Source organism: Variovorax atrisoli 110B, assembly GCF_000382045.1.
Taxonomy (GTDB): Bacteria; Pseudomonadota; Gammaproteobacteria; order Burkholderiales; family Burkholderiaceae_C; genus Variovorax; species Variovorax atrisoli.
The window spans coordinates 121,487-138,396 of the sequence record NZ_KB907464.1 but is presented as its reverse complement, the minus strand read 5'-3'; the positions used below and the strand labels follow the sequence as shown (position 1 = coordinate 138,396).

At 65.9% G+C, this 16,910-nt stretch carries 20 protein-coding genes; 5 read left to right on the top strand and 15 right to left on the bottom strand.

Annotated features, from left to right (window positions below):
• From G369_RS37270 to G369_RS0130195, 9 genes are all read right to left on the bottom strand, one after another.
• The coding region (locus tag G369_RS37270) for a GTP-binding protein (protein ID WP_020723365.1) at positions 1-280 on the bottom strand (280 nt) is incomplete at its 3' end.
• A gap of 144 nt (positions 281-424) precedes the next feature.
• Entirely contained in the window at positions 425-2,524 is a 2,100-nt protein-coding gene (gene fusA / locus G369_RS0130230; RefSeq protein ID WP_019657816.1) for an elongation factor G, read from the bottom strand.
• A gap of 94 nt (positions 2,525-2,618) precedes the next feature.
• The gene (rpsG, locus tag G369_RS0130225) at positions 2,619-3,092 is read right to left on the bottom strand and encodes a 30S ribosomal protein S7 (protein WP_019657815.1); all 474 of its coding nucleotides are present in this window, start codon (positions 3,090-3,092) and stop codon (positions 2,619-2,621) included.
• Between the two features lie 149 nt (positions 3,093-3,241).
• Positions 3,242-3,619, bottom strand: a complete 378-nt coding sequence (gene rpsL, locus G369_RS0130220; RefSeq protein ID WP_019657814.1) for a 30S ribosomal protein S12 — start codon at positions 3,617-3,619, stop codon at positions 3,242-3,244.
• Positions 3,620-3,821: 202 nt separating this feature from the next.
• Positions 3,822-4,991, bottom strand: a complete 1,170-nt coding sequence (locus G369_RS0130215) for a D-alanyl-D-alanine carboxypeptidase family protein (protein WP_019657813.1) — start codon at positions 4,989-4,991, stop codon at positions 3,822-3,824.
• A gap of 40 nt (positions 4,992-5,031) precedes the next feature.
• The gene (locus G369_RS0130210; protein WP_019657812.1) at positions 5,032-5,664 is read right to left on the bottom strand and encodes an alpha/beta hydrolase; all 633 of its coding nucleotides are present in this window, start codon (positions 5,662-5,664) and stop codon (positions 5,032-5,034) included.
• A gap of 35 nt (positions 5,665-5,699) precedes the next feature.
• Positions 5,700-6,053 carry a (2Fe-2S) ferredoxin domain-containing protein gene (locus G369_RS0130205; RefSeq protein WP_019657811.1) on the bottom strand — a complete coding sequence of 118 codons (354 nt, stop codon included), beginning with the start codon at positions 6,051-6,053 and terminating at the stop codon, positions 5,700-5,702.
• 57 nt (positions 6,054-6,110) lie between these two features.
• The gene (locus G369_RS0130200; protein ID WP_019657810.1) at positions 6,111-7,241 is read right to left on the bottom strand and encodes a VanZ family protein; all 1,131 of its coding nucleotides are present in this window, start codon (positions 7,239-7,241) and stop codon (positions 6,111-6,113) included.
• A 19-nt stretch (positions 7,242-7,260) separates the two neighbouring features.
• On the bottom strand, positions 7,261-7,689 hold the full coding sequence (locus G369_RS0130195; protein WP_019657809.1) for a CopD family protein: 429 nt from the start codon (positions 7,687-7,689) through the stop codon (positions 7,261-7,263).
• A 372-nt stretch (positions 7,690-8,061) separates the two neighbouring features.
• Here G369_RS0130195 and hemB point away from each other — a divergent pair, with 372 nt between their 5' ends.
• Both hemB and G369_RS0130185 read left to right on the top strand, forming a co-directional pair.
• Complete coding sequence (hemB, locus tag G369_RS0130190) at positions 8,062-9,048, top strand: porphobilinogen synthase (RefSeq protein WP_026346759.1); 987 nt, start codon at positions 8,062-8,064, stop codon at positions 9,046-9,048.
• A 20-nt stretch (positions 9,049-9,068) separates the two neighbouring features.
• Entirely contained in the window at positions 9,069-10,244 is a 1,176-nt protein-coding gene (locus tag G369_RS0130185) for a magnesium transporter CorA family protein (protein WP_019657807.1), read from the top strand.
• A gap of 81 nt (positions 10,245-10,325) precedes the next feature.
• On the opposite strand, the gene G369_RS0130180 is transcribed toward G369_RS0130185, so the two are convergent.
• Positions 10,326-10,694 carry a hypothetical protein gene (locus G369_RS0130180; RefSeq protein WP_026346758.1) on the bottom strand — a complete coding sequence of 123 codons (369 nt, stop codon included), beginning with the start codon at positions 10,692-10,694 and terminating at the stop codon, positions 10,326-10,328.
• Between the two features lie 219 nt (positions 10,695-10,913).
• Positions 10,914-11,243, bottom strand: coding sequence for a hypothetical protein (locus G369_RS0130175; protein ID WP_019657805.1), 330 nt, complete (start codon positions 11,241-11,243; stop codon positions 10,914-10,916).
• 133 nt (positions 11,244-11,376) lie between these two features.
• Between G369_RS0130175 and G369_RS0130170 the strand changes: the two genes are divergently transcribed.
• On the top strand, positions 11,377-12,291 hold the full coding sequence (locus G369_RS0130170) for a LysR family transcriptional regulator (protein ID WP_019657804.1): 915 nt from the start codon (positions 11,377-11,379) through the stop codon (positions 12,289-12,291).
• A gap of 45 nt (positions 12,292-12,336) precedes the next feature.
• On the opposite strand, the gene G369_RS0130165 is transcribed toward G369_RS0130170, so the two are convergent.
• Together G369_RS0130165 and G369_RS0130160 are read right to left on the bottom strand one after the other, a co-directional pair.
• On the bottom strand, positions 12,337-13,020 hold the full coding sequence (locus G369_RS0130165; protein WP_019657803.1) for a dienelactone hydrolase family protein: 684 nt from the start codon (positions 13,018-13,020) through the stop codon (positions 12,337-12,339).
• 76 nt (positions 13,021-13,096) lie between these two features.
• Positions 13,097-13,699, bottom strand: a complete 603-nt coding sequence (locus G369_RS0130160) for a 2-hydroxychromene-2-carboxylate isomerase (RefSeq protein WP_026346757.1) — start codon at positions 13,697-13,699, stop codon at positions 13,097-13,099.
• A gap of 73 nt (positions 13,700-13,772) precedes the next feature.
• On the opposite strand from G369_RS0130160, the gene G369_RS0130155 reads away from it, so the two are divergent.
• The gene (locus G369_RS0130155) at positions 13,773-14,519 is read left to right on the top strand and encodes an SDR family oxidoreductase (protein ID WP_019657801.1); all 747 of its coding nucleotides are present in this window, start codon (positions 13,773-13,775) and stop codon (positions 14,517-14,519) included.
• 2 nt (positions 14,520-14,521) lie between these two features.
• Positions 14,522-15,175 (top strand): MarC family protein, encoded by a 654-nt coding sequence (locus G369_RS0130150; RefSeq protein WP_019657800.1) that lies wholly within the window; start codon positions 14,522-14,524, stop codon positions 15,173-15,175.
• 23 nt (positions 15,176-15,198) lie between these two features.
• On the opposite strand, the gene G369_RS0130145 is transcribed toward G369_RS0130150, so the two are convergent.
• Both G369_RS0130145 and G369_RS0130140 read right to left on the bottom strand, forming a co-directional pair.
• Positions 15,199-15,660: an EVE domain-containing protein gene (locus G369_RS0130145; protein ID WP_019657799.1), complete on the bottom strand. Its 462-nt coding sequence runs from the start codon at positions 15,658-15,660 to the stop codon at positions 15,199-15,201.
• 8 nt (positions 15,661-15,668) lie between these two features.
• Positions 15,669-16,838 (bottom strand): ABC transporter substrate-binding protein, encoded by a 1,170-nt coding sequence (locus G369_RS0130140; protein WP_019657798.1) that lies wholly within the window; start codon positions 16,836-16,838, stop codon positions 15,669-15,671.
• Positions 16,839-16,910: the final 72 nt, after the last annotated feature.

Sequence of the window (16,910 nt, the reverse complement as noted above, 5' to 3'; positions counted from 1 at the left end):
TGATCATGTTCTTCACGTAGTCGGCGTGGCCGGGGCAGTCGACGTGTGCGTAGTGGCGATTGGCCGTCTCGTACTCGACGTGCGCGGTGTTGATCGTGATGCCGCGTGCCTTTTCTTCAGGCGCCGCGTCGATCTGGTCGTAGGCCTTGGCTTCGCCGCCGAACTTCGACGACAGCACCGTTGCGATCGCAGCCGTCAGCGTGGTCTTGCCGTGGTCGACGTGACCGATCGTGCCCACGTTCACGTGCGGCTTGGTGCGGGTGAATTTACCTTTTGCCATTTTTCAATCCTTGAAAGAGCAGTCCCGTGTATTGGTTTTATGTCTGCATCCGGTTGCTGGTTCGCCCCGCACGGGAACAGGGCGGCACCGGATCGCAGACAGGAAGGGCCGCGCACTGCGCGGCCCCTGGTTCTTTTGAAAAACTTACTTGGCGCGAGCGGCCACGATGGCTTCGGCGACGTTGCGCGGAGCTTCGGCGTAGTGCTTGAACTCCATCGTGTACGTTGCACGGCCTTGCGACATCGAACGCAGCGTGGTCGAGTAGCCGAACATTTCCGACAGCGGCACTTCTGCCTTGATGGCCTTGCCGCCACCGACCATGTCGTCCATGCCCTGCACCATGCCGCGGCGGGACGACAGGTCGCCCATCACGTTGCCGGCGTAGTCTTCAGGCGTCTCGACTTCCACGGCCATCATCGGCTCGAGGATCACGGGGTTGGCCTTGCGGGCACCTTCCTTGAAGCCGAAGATCGCGGCCATCTTGAACGCCATTTCGTTCGAGTCCACGTCGTGGTACGAACCGAAGTGCAGCGTGACCTTGACGTCCACGACGGGGTAGCCCGCCAGCACGCCCTGGCCCAGCGCTTCCACGATGCCCTTCTCGACCGCGGGGATGTATTCGCGAGGAACCACACCGCCCTTGATGGCGTCGACGAACTCGAAGCCCTTGCCGGCTTCCTGGGGTTCGATCTTCAGCACCACGTGGCCGTACTGGCCCTTGCCGCCCGACTGGCGAACGAACTTGCCTTCGGCTTCCTCGACGGTCTTGCGGATCGTCTCGCGGTAGGCCACCTGCGGCTTGCCGACGTTGGCTTCCACGCCGAATTCGCGCTTCATGCGGTCCACGATGATTTCGAGGTGGAGCTCGCCCATGCCGCCGATGATGGTCTGGCCCGATTCTTCGTCGGTGTTGACGCGGAACGAGGGGTCTTCCTGTGCCAGGCGGCCCAGTGCGATACCCATCTTTTCCTGGTCGGCCTTGCTCTTCGGCTCCACGGCCTGGCGGATCACCGGCTCGGGGAAGTGCATGCGCTCGAGCGTCACAACGGCTTCCGGATCGCACAGCGTTTCACCGGTCGTCACGTCCTTCAGGCCCACGCAGGCGGCGATGTCGCCGGCGCGGATTTCACTGACTTCCTCGCGGTTGTTCGCGTGCATCTGCACGATACGGCCGATACGTTCCTTCTTGCCGCGCACCGGGTTGTAGACACTGTCACCCTTCGAGAGCACGCCCGAATAGACGCGCACGAAGGTCAGCTGGCCCACGAACGGGTCGGTCATCAGCTTGAACGCCAGGGCCGAGAACTTCTCGTTGTCGTCGGCCTTGCGGGTGGTGGGCTCGTCGTCTTCCGACACGCCAGCCACCGGCGGGATGTCCAGCGGCGAGGGCATGTATTCGACGACGGCGTCGAGCATGGCCTGCACGCCCTTGTTCTTGAAGGCCGAGCCGCACAGCATCGGCTGGATCTCGCCGGCGATGGTGCGCTGGCGCAGGGCCTTCTTGATTTCCTCTTCCGACAGCTCGCCGCCTTCGAGGTACTTGTTCATCAGGTCTTCGCTGGCTTCGGCAGCCGCTTCGACCAGCTTTTCGCGGTATTCGTTGCAGACATCGACCAGGTTGGCAGGGATGTCGCCGTACTGGAAGGTCACGCCCTTGTCCTCGTCCCAGATGATCGCCTTCATCTTGACGAGGTCGACGATGCCCTGGAAGTGCTCTTCGGCACCGATCGGGATCTGGATCACGACGGGGTTGGCCTTCAGGCGGTCGATCATCATCTGGCGAACGCGCAGGAAGTCGGCGCCGGTGCGGTCCATCTTGTTGACGAACGCGAGACGCGGAACCTTGTACTTGTTGGCCTGGCGCCAGACGGTTTCCGACTGGGGCTGCACGCCGCCGACGGCGTCGTACACCATCACGGCGCCGTCCAGCACGCGCATCGAGCGCTCGACTTCAATGGTGAAGTCCACGTGGCCGGGGGTGTCGATGATGTTGATGCGGTGTTCGTCGAACTTGCCGGCCATGCCCTTCCAGAAGCAGGTGGTGGCAGCCGAGGTGATCGTGATACCGCGCTCTTGCTCTTGCTCCATCCAGTCCATCGTGGCGGCGCCGTCGTGCACTTCACCGATCTTGTGGTTCACACCGGTGTAGAACAGGATGCGTTCGGTCGTCGTGGTCTTGCCAGCGTCGATGTGCGCGGAGATGCCGATGTTGCGGTAGCGCTCGATGGGGGTCTTGCGGGACATGATTTACTTTCGGGTTAAATGCGTTGAGCGCTGGGCCTCGAGTACAGGCTGAAGCCCGTCACTCGACACCCAACGCCCAAGCGAAGTTTGGTTTTTAGAAGCGGAAGTGGCTGAATGCGCGGTTGGCTTCTGCCATGCGGTGCACTTCGTCGCGCTTCTTCATCGCGCCGCCACGGCCTTCCGTGGCTTCCATCAGTTCGTTGGCCAGACGCAGGGCCATCGACTTCTCACCGCGCTTGCGGGCGGCTTCCTTGATCCAGCGCATCGACAGGGCGAGGCGGCGGACGGGACGGACTTCGACCGGCACCTGATAGTTCGCACCGCCGACGCGGCGCGACTTCACTTCGACCATCGGCTTCACATTGTTGATGGCGATGGTGAACGCTTCGAGGGGATCCTTGTCAGGGTTCTTCTTCTCGATGAAGTCGAGGGCACCGTAGATGATGCGCTCGGCAACAGCCTTCTTGCCGCCTTCCATGATCACGTTCATGAATTTGGACAGCTCGACATTGCCGTACTTGGGATCCGGCAGGATTTCACGTTTGGGGACTTCGCGACGACGTGGCATTTTTCTAACCTCTTTGCTTCAGTTGGCACCGTTTCCGGCACCGCGAGAGTCAAGCGGGACTCTCACTTACTCGACCCGACAGTGGGTCACTACGTTCGATGTACCCGCCAAGGCAACCGAACACCGTTTGTTTTTGACGACAGGAAGGCTTAAGCCTTCTTGGGACGCTTCGCGCCGTACTTGGAGCGCGACTGCTTGCGGTCTTTCACGCCTTGCAGGTCGAGCGAGCCACGAACGATGTGGTAGCGCACACCGGGCAAGTCCTTCACACGACCGCCGCGGACCAGCACGACGCTGTGTTCCTGGAGGTTGTGGCCTTCGCCGCCGATGTAGGAAATGACTTCGAAGCCGTTGGTCAGGCGGACCTTGGCAACTTTACGCAGAGCCGAGTTCGGCTTCTTGGGCGTCGTGGTGTAGACGCGGGTGCAGACACCGCGACGTTGCGGCGAGTTCTGCATGGCAGGGCTCTTCGAAGCGATCTTTTCGACCGTCCGACCCTGACGCACCAGTTGATTGATGGTTGGCATGAATTAAAAAGTCCCCAAAACGAGAAACGCCCCGGCCCTGGCTGTGAAACCGCCCTTGTCGTGACTCAAGGAGGCCGGGAATGACGAAAACGTGAAACCCTTCGGAAAATTCCGAAAAGCCCACGAGTATAGCAAACGAGTCTGAAAACGGCAAAGCCGGGCGGGCCCGCAGGCCTGCCGATGGCTTTTCGGGCCCTTCAGGCTACTTGATCCAGAGCCGCAGGGCGTCCCAGGCACGGCCGAAGATGCCGGCCTGCTCGACCGGTTCCAGGGCCACCAGCGGGACGTCGGCCAGGGGCTGGTCGTCCAGCGTGACCTTGAGCGAGCCGACCGGCTGGTACTTGGTGAACGGCGCCACCAGCGGGTCGGGGCGCGACACCTGGGTCTTGATCTTGTTGGCCGAACCGGCCGGCACGGCCACAACGATGGGATCGGGACGGCCCAGTTTCAGCACATTGGCCTTGCCCTTCCACACGGCCGGAGTGGCCGCCGGCTGGCCGCCGTCGAACAGGCGCACGGCGTCATAGGCCGTGTAGCCCCAGTTCAGTAGCTTCTGCGACTCGTTGGCGCGCACGGTCTCGCCCGTGGTGCCCAGGACGATCGACAGCAGGCGGCGCCCGCCCGTCAGGTTGGGAAAGTCGCGCTTGGCGGTGGCGATCATGCAGTAGCCGGCAGCTTCGGTGTGCCCGGTCTTCAGGCCGTCGACGGTCGGGTCGCGGAACAGCAGCATGTTGCGATTGGTGTCGTTGGTCGACGGAGTGCCCGGGTAGCGGTACTTCTTGATGGCGTAGTACTTGGCTTCCTCGGGGAAGTCGCGCACCAGGCGGGTCGCCAGGATGCTCAGGTCGCGGGCCGTGGTGGTGTGGCCGGGGGCGGTCAGGCCCTCGGGGTTCTTGTAGGTGGTGTTCTTCATGCCCAGCACCTTGGCCTGGGCGTTCATCATCTCGACGAAATGCTCCACGGTGCCGCCCACGCCTTCGGCCAGGGCGACGGTGGCGTCGTTGCCCGACTGCACGATCAGGCCCTTGATCAGGTCTTCAACCGGCACCTGCATCTTGGGGTCGATGAACATGCGCGAGCCGGGCATCTTCCAGGCGCGGGGGCTGACCGGCAGGGTCTGGGTCAGCGTGATCTTCTTGGTGCGCAGGGCGTCGAACACCAGGTAGGCGGACATCAGCTTGGTGAGCGAGGCCGGCTCGACCGGGCTGTCAATGTCCTTCTGGGCCAGGATCTGGTTCGCGGTCACGTCCAGCAGCAGATAGCTGCGCGCGGCGATTTCAGGCGGCGCCGGCATCTGGGCGGCGGCGAGCAGGCTGAAGGAAGCGGCGGCGGTAAAGACCAGCGCGCGGAGCGCGCCAAGAAAACGATTCATTGGGAGTTCGGAAAGAGACGAAAACAAGCCGGAGCGGCTTTCAAGCGATGTCCGCGCGCAGATGGCGGACGACCAGACCCTTGAGCAGCGGCAATTGTCCGTGAAAGAAATGGCCGCCCCCGGGGATGACTGTGACAGGAAGTGACTGCGGCCGAGCCCAGTCCATCACTGCGGACAGCGCGACCGTATCGTCGGCCTCGCCATGGACCACCAGCGTGCGCTCGTGCGCCTCCACCGGCAGCGTCGCGACGTTGTTGCGCGACGCCGCCGTGCCCACCAGCACGATCTGCCGGAGCTCGCGCGCGGACCACAGCCGGGCGACGGCGCCGCTCGCGACGAAGGCACCGAAGGAGAAGCCGGCGATCGCCAGCGGCCCTTCGGGGGCGAGTTGGCCGATGACGTTCAGCATGTCTTCCAGCTCGCCGCGACCCTCGTCGTGCACGCCCTCGCTGGCGCCCACGCCGCGGAAGTTGAAACGCACCGTGGTCCAGCCGGTGGCGACGAAGGCGCGCGCCAGCGTCTGCACCACCTTGTTGTCCATCGTGCCGCCGAAGAGCGGATGCGGATGGGCGATGACCGCGACGCCGCGCGGGGTTCCGGCAGGCTGGTCGCGCTGCACTTCGATCGCGCCTGCGGCGCCCTGGAGGGTGATCTTTTCTGTCTGGGAATTCATTGGCGCAGGTACGAGCAGAGGGGCGGCGGAAAAGTTCAGCGTCCGACGTTCGGAGGCAGCAGCAGCCGCTCGACGACCTGGCCGTTCTTCAGGTGCGACTCGACGATCTCGTCGATGTCCTCGCTGTCGACGAAGGTGTACCAGACGGCCTCCGGATAGACCACGGCCACCGGCCCGCCTGCGCAGCGGTCTAGGCAGCCGGCCTTGTTGACGCGGACCTTGCCGGGCCCCGACAGGCCCTCAGCCTTGACCTTCGCCTTGCAGCGATCGAAGCCCTCCTGCGCGTTGTGCATGGCGCAGGAGTCCTCGCCGTTCTTGCGCTCGTTCAGGCAGAAGAAGATGTGGCGGCCGTAGTAGCCGGACGGCGCGGCTGGAGTGGAGCTGGGCATCGGCGGATTTTAGTGACCCCCCTCTTCGCCATGTCGACGTCCGAGCAATCCGCACCCTCAGCCCACAGGAGCCGCATCGCGCCGCCCGCGGCGCGACAGGGCCGCCACCACGTAGACCAGCACCGCATAGGGCCACACCCAGCCCAGCCATTGCGCCAGCCCGTGGAAGCGGATGAAGCGCCCCTGCTCCCAGGTGGCCAGCGTCTGCGCGAAGTACGCGCTCTCGGGCGCCTGGTTCAGCAGGCTCAGCTGCAGCACCAGCCCCATCAGCAGCAGCGCCGCGCACAGGCGCCGCGGCGCGAACAGCAGCAGCACGCCGGCGAAGAGCGCTGCCGCCATGCCGACCTGCACCGGCAGCCCCAGCCAGGCCCAGGCGTGTTCCGGCCCGTAGCTCAGCGCCGCCGACAACGCGGAGGCCGCGACGCCCGACAGCAGCGTCAATGGCAGCAGCACCGCGCGCTGGACCACCGAGCGCGCCACCAGGTAGCCCAGCAGGCATGGCACCAGCGCGCCCAGCATCACGCACAGCAGTTCCACCGCCGGCACCAGCGGCTCGAGTTCGAACTGTCGCAGCGGCAGCCAGTCGATGAAGGGCGTGTCGAGAAGCCACTCGGAGATCGCCACCTCGAGCCGCTCGAACACCTGCCCCAGCCCGAAAGTGACGGCGGCCGGAAAGAGCAGCGCGAAGGGCCAGAGCGCCAGGAGCACCAGCGCGCCGCGCGAGTCCTCGGCGAACCACTGCGAGCGCGCCCGGCTCCAGTGCGCCACGGCCCCCAGCCTCTCGAGCCCCGCCGCCACGACGGCGCCGGCGAGCGCGCCCGAAACATTGAGCCCCAGGTCCACGTTGGAAGGAATGCGCGCCGGCAGGTAGCTCTGCAGCGTCTCCATGGCGAAGGAGACCGCCGCCCCCGCCACGGTGGCCCGGGCCACCGCGTGCCAGACGCGGGAGGCCTTCCCGGTCCGCAGCACCGCCAGGGCGCAAAGGAAGCCGAAGGGCACGTAGCCCGCGACGTTCACCGCGAAATCGAAGCCCGTCCAGTATTTGGGCCAGGGAGCCCACAGGTACGCCCAGGGCGCGATCCCCTGGTCGCGCCAGTCGGCGAACGGGTACAGGCTGGCGTAGACGATCAGCGCCCCGTAGGCGAGCGCCAGCGGGAGCGCGGCGGACTTGTGCTGCGGCCGATCCACCGTGTGCCCCGGTGCCGGCTCAGAAGGGCTTGACCACCACCAGGATCACGATGCCCAGCAGCAGCAGCACCGGCAGTTCGTTGAACCAGCGGAACCAGCGGTGGTTGCGCCGGTTCTCGCCGGCGACGAAGCGGCGCAGCAGCACCGCGCAGCCGTGGTGGTAGCCGATCACCACCAGCACCAGCGCGAGCTTGGCGTGCATCCAGCCGTTGCCGGGGCCGCGCCCGATGCCGTAGCCCAGCCAGAGCCACAGGCCGAAGCCGATCGCGGGAACCGCCAGGAAGGTCGTGAACCGCAGGAGCTTGCGCGCCATGAGCAGCAGGCGTTCGCGCTCCGCCACCGACTCGGGAGGAACCATCGCCAGGTTCACGAAGATCCGCGGCAGGTAGAACAGCCCCGCGAACCAGCTTGCGATGAAGACGATGTGTAGAGATTTGACCCAGAGCATGGGGGCAGTTTAGTGGCGCCCTCCCCGCGGCACCGCTCTGTTCGGGCGGCGATTCACTCGTACGACAGGCAAAAAAAAGCCCGACGTCTTCACGTCGGGCTGGGAAGCCCTTTTGCTGTCACACATCAAGGCACCCGCTCAGGGAGGAAAAGCGGGGGGCGGCAAGCCGCCCGCTTCAGAATTTAACAAAGACGAAACAAGGTTTCAAGCGACTGGGCCACTTTCTTTGACATTTAAAGCAAAAAACTGAAAACCTTGGTTCTACTATTTTCCGTAGTTGTCAGACAACCGAACGCCCGTGCCAAGGGAGTCGTAAACAGACGGTTCAGGCACAATTTTGTAAATATGACGTCATCATCTTCCCCCCTGGCCATGTTTCCCGCCGGGCGGCCGCGGCGCCTGCGCCGCGACGCTTTCACCCGCAACCTGGTGCGCGAGCACGCGCTGACGACCAACGACCTGATTTACCCGGTCTTCGTCCAGGAAGGCGAGAAACGCCGCGACGCCGTCCCTTCGATGCCCGGCGTGGACCGCCTGAGCCTCGACCTGCTGCTGCCCGTGGCCGAGCAGTGCGTAGCAGCCGGCATTCCGGTGATGGCGCTGTTCCCGGTGATCGACGCCAGCCTCAAGACGCCCGACGGCCGCGAGGCCTTCAACCCCGACGGGCTGATTCCCCGCGTGGTGGGGGCGCTGAAGTCGCGCTTTCCGGAACTGGGCGTGATGACCGACGTCGCCCTCGACCCCTACACCAGCCACGGCCAGGACGGCCTGCTCGACGACACCGGCTACATCCTCAACGACGCGACCGTCGAAGTACTGGTGAAGCAGGCGCTCGCCCAGTCGCAGGCCGGCGTGGACATCGTGGCGCCCAGCGACATGATGGACGGGCGCATCGGCGCGATTCGCAATGCCCTCGAGGCCCGCGGCGACATCCACACGCGCATCATGGCCTACAGCGCCAAGTACGCCAGCGCCTTCTACGGCCCCTTCCGCGACGCCGTGGGCTCGGCCGCCACGCTCGGCAAGAGCAACAAGAAGGTCTACCAGATGGACCCCGGCAACAGCGACGAGGCCCTGCGCGAAGTCGCCATCGACATCGCCGAAGGCGCCGACATGGTGATGGTGAAGCCCGGCATGCCCTACCTCGACATCGTGCGCCGCGTGAAGGACCAGTTCCGCGTGCCCACCTTCGCCTACCAGGTCAGCGGCGAATACGCCATGCTCAAGGCCGCCGCCCAGAACGGCTGGCTCGACCACGACGCCGTGGTGCTCGAAAGCCTGCTGGCCTTCAAGCGCGCGGGCGCCGACGGCGTGCTGACCTATTTCGCGCTCGACGCCGCGCGCCTGCTGCAGAAGTAACGGCGCGCCGGCAACCGGGCATGCGCATCTTCGAAATCAACCGCTCGCAGGTCAGCGAACACGCCGCGCTGGCACCGCTCGCGGTTCCGGGTGCCTGCGGGGCCAGCGGCTATCTCTGGATCTCGCTCACGCGGGATGAATTCCGCTCCTCGCTGGCCGAGGTGCAGCAGATCCTGCAGACGCTGTGCAAGACGCAGCTGGTCGACCTGCACGTGGCCGACCTGCTCAACGACCAGCTTCCTTCGCATTACGACTACACCTCGCTGTACGACGTGCTGGTGTTCCGGCGGCTGGCCAACGGTCAGGGCCAGGCGGCGCTAGGCAACGGCAAGGGCAGCACCAACGAGGCCCCGCCAGTGCCGGCACCGGCTGCGACTCCCCGCCAGCCGCGCAGCGGCCCGCCCGTGCTGCGCCGTGTCGACACCCGGCCGGTCGGCTTCGCGGTGTTCGACCGGGTGCTGCTCTCGGTGCACCCGGAAGACGGCGCAGTGCGCGACGCCTTCGCCGCCCGGCTGCTGGCCGCCGCCTCGCCCGACGGCGGCGCCCCGGCGCTCGACGTGCGCGCCACCTCGGCCCGCCTGCCGACCAGCCCTGCGGACCTGATGCTTCGCGTCATCAACCAGATCGTCGACGGCTACCTCGACCTGCGACGCGAGCTCACCAAGCAACTCGACCACTGGCAGAGCGAGCTGATCGACCCGCGCAGCCGCTTCACCAACTGGGGCGCGCTGATGGAGGCGCGCCAGTCGCTGCACCACCTCGACGAGATCTGCGAGGACCAGCGCGCCGCCATGCAGGACTGGATCGATTCGCTGGAGACGCTCCCCGTGCCCAAGGGCGAGGTGGAGCAGCGCGAGCGCGAACTCATCATGATCCGCAGCCGAGACGTGCTCGAGCACATCGAGCGCGTGGTGCACCACGTGCACCGGCTGGAGCAGAACGCCGAGACGGCCGTGCAGATGCACTTCAGCGTCCAGGGGCACCGCGCCAACGACATCATGCGGGTGCTGACGGTGCTCACCGCCGTGTTCCTGCCGCTGAACCTCATCGCCGGCATCTTCGGCATGAACTTCGAATTCATCCCGCTGGTGCACAAGGCCGACGGCTTCTGGATCGCGATGACTTCCATGCTGGTCATCGCGGTGCTGCTGGTGATCGTGTTCTGGCGCAAGCGCTACCTCGCCCGCACGCGCTGAACCCAGGCTTCGCGCCAAAAGAAAAGGGCCACGCTTTCGCGTGGCCCTTTTTCATTGCTGCAGTCCGGAGGACCGCTTCAATTACTTGGCGGTGGCGCCGGCGCCTTGCTGGGCCTGGACGCGCACGTCCATCGGGTGGGGCATGGTCGAGACGACCTTGCTGTTGACGCGCGAGCCGCTGGTCACGTTCTGGTCGGGAGCGTAGGCGGTGCGAACGGCTTCGGCTTCGACGATCGAACGGTCCTTCGACACGGCAACCGTTTCGGCACCGCGCGAACCGCGCACGACGTTCTGGTTCGGAGCCGCTGCGGTACGCACGGCTTCGGCGTTGACTTCGTCGCGGCTCTTGGTCGACACGGCGGTGTTCACGCCTTGGTAGGTTTCAGCCTGGGCGCCGGTGGCGGCGAGCAGGGCGAGGGTGGCGGCAGCGAGGATTTGCGAGGTCTTCATGTTCATTTCTCCTAGGGTGTTCGTTGGATGGTTCGTCCACCAGGCCTGCTGGTCCGCGAGCCTGTGCGGCGAGTTTCCGGGGGAACTGCGTTGCCGGAACACTCGGTTCAGAGACACCGTGTTTCCTCTATTGAAACAATGCCGACATGAAGGCATGCAAAGCAAAAAGCCGGGCCCGGTTCGCACCGGCCCGGCCCTGGCTGAGGGAAGACTTCCGGCCTAGCGTCCGGCGCGCTGGAACTGGGGTGGCACTTCGCTGTTGACGAAGGCGCGGCGGTCCAGGTTCTGGTTCGGCGCGTGGGCGGCGGCCACAGCCTCGGCGCGGACCGAGGCCAGGTCACGGGAACTGGGCCGGGAGGTCAGCGGCGCCGCGACCACGTCGCCATAGACATTGCCGTCGCGCGCCGCGGCATCGGCTTCGGCCGCCACGGCACTGCGGCTGGTGACGGCCTTGAGCGGCTGGACAGGCTCGAAGCCCTGCGCCAGCGCGCCGCCGGAAGCGGCGAGGAGCGACAGGGCAGCGGCGGCGATGATCTTCGGGGTCTTCATTCCAGTTCCTTCCAACGGCCCAGCCGGGCTGGCGACGTCGGCGCGTAGCTCAAGTGTCGCCCAGACCGGTCAGGAAAAACCCGGGAGAATCGAACCATCGCGTTCCCAAAACGGAAACAATGGACCCATCCACATGGACAGCCTCGATCTGATCAGAACCTTCCGGGAGGTCGCCTCGCACGGCAGCTTCTCCCAGGCAGCCAAGAGGCTGGACATGTCGAAGGCCACCGTGAGCAAGTATGTGGCCGAGCTGGAAACCCGCTTCGGGGTGCGACTTCTGAACCGATCCACCCGCTCGGTGAGCCTCACCGACGCCGGCCAGCTGCTGCTGGAGCGCAGCACCCCGGTGCTGGAGATGGTCGAGCTCACACAGGCCGAACTGCAGGAGCGCGCCAGCCAGCCCGGCGGGCGGCTGCGCATCTCGGCGCCGCACGGCATGGGCAACGGCGAGTTCCCGAACCTGCTGGCCGACTTCATGCGCTACTACCCCGACGTGAGCATCAGCCTGCAGCTGACCAACCGCACCGTCGACCTCGCCGAGGAGGGCATCGACGTCGACATCCGCAGCGGCCCGGTGGAAGACGCCAACCTGATCGTGCGCAAGCTCCGGCGCATGGAGATGGTGGTCTGCGCCTCGCCCATCTACTGGAAGAAGCACGGCAAGCCCGAGCACCCGCGCGACCTGGCCAACCATGAAGCCCTTACGCACTCGCTGCTCGGCGCCCAGCCTGTCTGGCGCTTCGACGACGGCGGCCAGCCGCTGGACGTCCACGTCAAGAGCCGCATGGACTGCACCGAGGGCGCGCCGCTGATCCGCGTGGCGATGCGCGGGTTCGGCGTGATCTACCTGCCCTCGATCCTCGTGCAGTCGCACATCGAGCACGGCGAGCTGGTGCCGGTGCTGCAGGACTACACGCGCAAGGACATGTGGCTCTCGGCGGCGTACCTGCAGCGGCGCCACAACAGCGCCGCGCTGCGGGCCCTGCTCGACTTCCTGCAGACCCGCGTGGGCGACGGGCACGGCCCCAGGCGGAAACCGGCACCGTGAAAAAAGCCCGGCATGCCGGGCTTTTCCCTTCTTAGCCGTAGCGGGTCAGCCGACGTGCTTCGCAAAGAACGCCAGCGTGCGCTCGCGCGCCAGCTTGGCCGCGTCGGCGTCATAGGAGCCGCGCTGGTCGCAGTTGAAGCCGTGGCCCACGGGGTACACGTGCACTTCCACTTCGGGATGCGCCTTCTTGAACGCCTCGACGGTGTCCAGCGGAATCCAGTGGTCCTGGTTGCCGAAGTGCGCCAGCACCGGCACCTTGGGCTGGCGCGCCGTTTCCTCGGGCGAGGTCATGCCGCCGCCGTAGTAAGGCACCGCCGCCGACAGGCCCGGCAGCAGCGCGGCCGCGCGCCAGGTCAGCAGGCCGCCCCAGCAGTAGCCGACGATGCCGACCTTGCCCGCCTTCGACGCATAGGCGATCGCGGCCTCGATGTCCTGCAGCACGCCCGGCGCCGGCAGCGCCTCGACCGCCGTCTTCAGGCCGAAGCCGTTCTTCATGTCGTCTTCCGAATAGCCGAGCTCGACGCCCGGCTTGACGCGCTGGAAGGTCGACGGCGCCACGGCGAGGTAGCCCTCGGCCGCGTAGCCGTCGGCCACGGAGCGGATGTGCGAGTTCACGCCGAAGATTTCCTGCACCACGACCACCGCGCCGCGCGGCTTGCCGGCCGGCTCGGCCACGTAGGCGGGAAAGCTCAGGCCGTCCTTGGCCTTGAGATCGATGAATTGACCCATGTTTTCTTGCTCCTTGATGGCAAACGGATGAATGAATGAATAAAGAAAGGGAGGACCGAATGAATGATTTGCCGGCCTACGCGCGCAGCGCTCTCTCGACGAAGTCGAGGCGATCCTGCCCCCAGAATATTTCGCCGTCGATCACGTAGCTCGGCGCGCCGAACACCTGGATGTCGATGGCCTCCTGCGTGTAGGCCTCGTAGCGCTCCTGCACCGCCTGGCTCTGCGACTGCTCGCCGCGCTTGGGCGACAGCCCGCATTCGACCACCAGCGAATCGAGGACCTTCGGATCGCCGATGTTGCGCTCCTGCACCCACACGGCCTGGAACACCGCCGAGCACATGCGCATCGCGGCCTCGGTGCCGTCGTGCATGTCGACCGCGATGATGAGACGCGCCGCGTCGTCGCTCGCCACCGGGAAGAACTTCGGCTTGACGTTCAGCGGCAGCTCCAGGTATTTCGAGCAGCGCGCCAGGTCGACGAGCCGATAGGCCTGGCGCTGCGGCGCCCGCTTGCCCAGCGGCAGCCCGCCCGACACCGGGAACACGCTGCCCATGTCGATGGGCCGCACCCGCACCGTGGCACCGGCGGACGCGGCGATCGCCTCGAAGCGGGAATGCCCCAGGTAGGTCCATGGGCTCTGTGGCGCAAAGTAATAGTCGATCGTCTTGGTGCTCATGCGCATGCCCCCGGTGATGTAATCCAAGCCAGTCGTTTTAACTGACACGCAGTTTCTCTGCAGGAGGTAGGTTTTGGACCAGGTGCTATTGATCACCGGCGGCGGTCGCGGCATCGGCGCCGCCACGGCCCTGCTCGCGGCCAGCCGCGGCTACGCAGTGGCCGTCAACTACGCCACCAACTCCCTGGCCGCCGACGAGGTGGTGCGCACCATCCGCGACAACGGCGGCAACGCCATGGCCGTGCAGGCCGACGTGGGCGACGAGGCACAGGTCCTGGCCATGTTCCGGAAGGTCGATGCCCGCTTCGGCCGCCTCACCGGGCTGGTCAACAACGCCGGCGTGGTCGACGTGACTGCGCGCGTCGACGAAATGAGCTTCGCGCGGCTGGAGCGCATGTTCCGCATCAACGTGATCGGCAGCTTCATCTGCGCGCGCGAGGCGGTGCGGCGCATGAGCACGCGCTACGGCGGCTCGGGCGGCGCCATCGTCAACATCTCCAGCGGCGCTGCGCGGCTGGGCTCGCCGGGGCAGTACGTCGACTACGCCGCGAGCAAGGGCGCCATCGACACCTTCACTATTGGCCTGGCCAAGGAAGTGGCCGAGGAAGGCATCCGCGTCAACGCGGTGCGCCCCGGCCTGATCGACACCGAGATCCACGCCTCGGGCGGCCTGCCCGACCGCGCCTTCGAGCTCGCACCGACCGTGCCGATGAAGCGCACCGGCACCGCCGAGGAGATCGCCGGCGCCATCCTGTGGCTGCTCTCGCCCGAGGCGAGCTACACCACCACGGCCCTGCTCGACGTCACCGGAGGCCGCTGAGCATGAGCACCTCGATGGACCTGATCAAGCCGCTGGTGACGCTGGTGGCCATCGTCAACCCGCTGGCCATCGTGCCCTTCTTCATCCACTACACGCAGGGCTACAGCGACGCGCAACGCCGCCACACGGTGCGCATGTCGGCCTTCAGCGCCTTCGTGGTGATCGCCGTGAGCGCGCTGCTGGGGCTGCAGCTGCTGTCCTTCTTCGGCATTTCCATCGCGAGCTTCCAGGTCGGCGGGGGGCTGCTGCTGCTCATGAGCTCGCTGTCGATGCTCAATGCCAAGCCTGCCGAGAGCAAGACCAACGTCGAGGAGCTGCGCGCCACCGAGGTGAAGGCGTCGATGGGCGCGTCGATCGCGGTGGTGCCGCTCACCATCCCGCTGCTCACCGGGCCGGCCACCATCTCCACCGTGGTGATCTACGCCGACAAGGCGCAGCACCTGTGGGAGCTGGCGATCCTGGTCGGCTACGGCGTGGTGGTGGCGCTGGCCACCGCCCTGGCCTTCTCGCTCGCTCAGCCGATCGCACGCGTGCTGGGCAAGACGGGCATCAACATCATGACCCGGCTGATGGGCCTGATCCTCGCCGCGCTCGCCGTCGAGGTGATGGCCGACGGGCTCGGCAAGCTGTTCCCGATCCTGAACAAGCTCGGCTGAAAAGCCGACAGCCGGCAGCTGGATCAGGCCAGCATCTTCTCGATGATCTTCCAGTGCGCCGGCTCCACCGGCGTGATCGACAGCCGGTTGCCCTTGCGCAGCACGACCAGCTCGGCCAGTTCGGGGCTGGCGCGCAACTCGGGCAGCGCCAGCAGGCGCGTCTTGCGCAGCGCCTGCACATCCACCAGCAGCCAGCGCGGATCGTCCTTCTTCGACGCCGCGTCGTAGTAGGGCGACTTCGGGTCGAACTGCGTCGGATCGGGCTTGATGCCCGAGGCCACCCGCGCGATGCCGGCGATGCCCGGCTCCGGGCAGCTCGAGTGATAGAACAGCACGCCATCGCCGACCTTCATGCCGTCGCGCATGAAGTTGCGTGCCTGATAGTTGCGCACGCCGGTCCAGGCCACGGTGGCATCGGGCGCGGCGAGCGCATCGTCGATCGAGACCTCGTCGGGCTCGGATTTCATCAACCAGTAATTGGGCATGGTGCCCGCTATGGTGTCACATAGTCAGACACGACGACCCATTTCCCGTCCTTGATCTGCGACAGGCGCGACTGGTCGTTGCCCAGCCGCTTCGTCGCCGTGTACGTGCTCTTCGGGCTGCCGAACATGTCGGGCTCGAAGGTCATGCTGTCCATGGCCTTGATGAAGCTGTCGGTCGTGAGGTTCGGGCCGGCCTTGGTGGCGGCCTTGATGAACGAGTCGACGATCACGTAGCCGTACACCGAGAACACCGTCGGATCCTCGTTGAACTTGGTCTTGTACTTGTTGGCCCAGAAGCGCAGCGGCTGCGACTGCTCGTCGGTGTAGGGGTTCTGCACGGTCATGGTGGCGTAGATGCCGTCCATCGCCTTGCCGCCGAGCTTGTGGATCAGGTCGGTGTACGCCGCGCTGGAGCCCAGGAAGGTCGGGTTGAAGCCGGTCTTGCGTGCCTCGCCCACGGTGCCGATGGTCTCGCGGATGATGGTGCCGAGCACCACGAGGTCGCAGTTGGCGGCCTTCATCTTCGCGACCTGCGAGCTGAAGTCGGTGGCGCCGCGCTTGAACGATGTCTTCTCCGTCAGCTCCATGCCCGCGGCCTTCAGGCCCGCCTCGGCGCCGCGCTGCACCTCCAGGCCGAACTCGTCGTCCTGGTAGATGGTGCAGACCTTCTTGGCGCCCTTGTCCTTGATCATCTTCGGCAGCGCCAGCCGGATCTGGTCGTAGTAGGTGGCCGCGAACGAATACTTCAGCCGGTTGAGCGGCTCGTACATCTCGCGCGCCGCGGTGATGGGCATGTAGTTGATGACGTTCTTGTCGAACTGCACCGGCATCGCCGCCATGTTCTGCGCCGTGCCGATGTGGCCGGCCATGATGAAGATCTTCTCCTGGTTCACCAGCTTCTGGGCCGCCAGCACCGCCTTCTTCGGGTCGTAGCCCGAGTCCTCCACGAAGAGCTTGAGCTTGCGGCCGTTGACGTTGCCCTGCTCGTTGAGCTCGTCCACGCGCAGCTGCATGCCGTTGCGCGCCTGCTTGCCGAAGCCCGCGAGCGGGCCCGACAGGTCCTGGATGGTGCCGATGCGGATCTCGTCCTTGGTCACGCCCTGTTGCTGCTGGGCGGACGCGAGCGTCGCGGTCAGTCCCAGCACCGCCAGCGTCGTCAGTGTCTTGAGCTTCGTCATTGCGTTGTCTCCTTGCCTGTTGAAAAACACACTGCCTGGCCTTTTCCAGAAACACCGCGGAACCGGCTTTGC

What these genes read in the sequence shown, in the direction of transcription:
- fusA (WP_019657816.1), bottom strand. Translation starts at nt 2,524, where the DNA reads ATGTCCCGCAAGACCCCCATCGAGCGCTACCGCAACATCGGCATCTCC.
- rpsG (WP_019657815.1), bottom strand. Translation starts at nt 3,092, where the DNA reads ATGCCACGTCGTCGCGAAGTCCCCAAACGTGAAATCCTGCCGGATCCC.
- rpsL (WP_019657814.1), bottom strand. Translation starts at nt 3,619, where the DNA reads ATGCCAACCATCAATCAACTGGTGCGTCAGGGTCGGACGGTCGAAAAG.
- G369_RS0130215 (WP_019657813.1), bottom strand. Translation starts at nt 4,991, where the DNA reads ATGAATCGTTTTCTTGGCGCGCTCCGCGCGCTGGTCTTTACCGCCGCC.
- G369_RS0130210 (WP_019657812.1), bottom strand. Translation starts at nt 5,664, where the DNA reads ATGAATTCCCAGACAGAAAAGATCACCCTCCAGGGCGCCGCAGGCGCG.
- G369_RS0130205 (WP_019657811.1), bottom strand. Translation starts at nt 6,053, where the DNA reads ATGCCCAGCTCCACTCCAGCCGCGCCGTCCGGCTACTACGGCCGCCAC.
- G369_RS0130195 (WP_019657809.1), bottom strand. Translation starts at nt 7,689, where the DNA reads ATGCTCTGGGTCAAATCTCTACACATCGTCTTCATCGCAAGCTGGTTC.
- hemB (WP_026346759.1), top strand. Translation starts at nt 8,062, where the DNA reads ATGTTTCCCGCCGGGCGGCCGCGGCGCCTGCGCCGCGACGCTTTCACC.
- G369_RS0130185 (WP_019657807.1), top strand. Translation starts at nt 9,069, where the DNA reads ATGCGCATCTTCGAAATCAACCGCTCGCAGGTCAGCGAACACGCCGCG.
- G369_RS0130180 (WP_026346758.1), bottom strand. Translation starts at nt 10,694, where the DNA reads ATGAAGACCTCGCAAATCCTCGCTGCCGCCACCCTCGCCCTGCTCGCC.
- G369_RS0130175 (WP_019657805.1), bottom strand. Translation starts at nt 11,243, where the DNA reads ATGAAGACCCCGAAGATCATCGCCGCCGCTGCCCTGTCGCTCCTCGCC.
- G369_RS0130170 (WP_019657804.1), top strand. Translation starts at nt 11,377, where the DNA reads ATGGACAGCCTCGATCTGATCAGAACCTTCCGGGAGGTCGCCTCGCAC.
- G369_RS0130165 (WP_019657803.1), bottom strand. Translation starts at nt 13,020, where the DNA reads ATGGGTCAATTCATCGATCTCAAGGCCAAGGACGGCCTGAGCTTTCCC.
- G369_RS0130160 (WP_026346757.1), bottom strand. Translation starts at nt 13,699, where the DNA reads ATGAGCACCAAGACGATCGACTATTACTTTGCGCCACAGAGCCCATGG.
- G369_RS0130150 (WP_019657800.1), top strand. Translation starts at nt 14,522, where the DNA reads ATGAGCACCTCGATGGACCTGATCAAGCCGCTGGTGACGCTGGTGGCC.
- G369_RS0130145 (WP_019657799.1), bottom strand. Translation starts at nt 15,660, where the DNA reads ATGCCCAATTACTGGTTGATGAAATCCGAGCCCGACGAGGTCTCGATC.
- G369_RS0130140 (WP_019657798.1), bottom strand. Translation starts at nt 16,838, where the DNA reads ATGACGAAGCTCAAGACACTGACGACGCTGGCGGTGCTGGGACTGACC.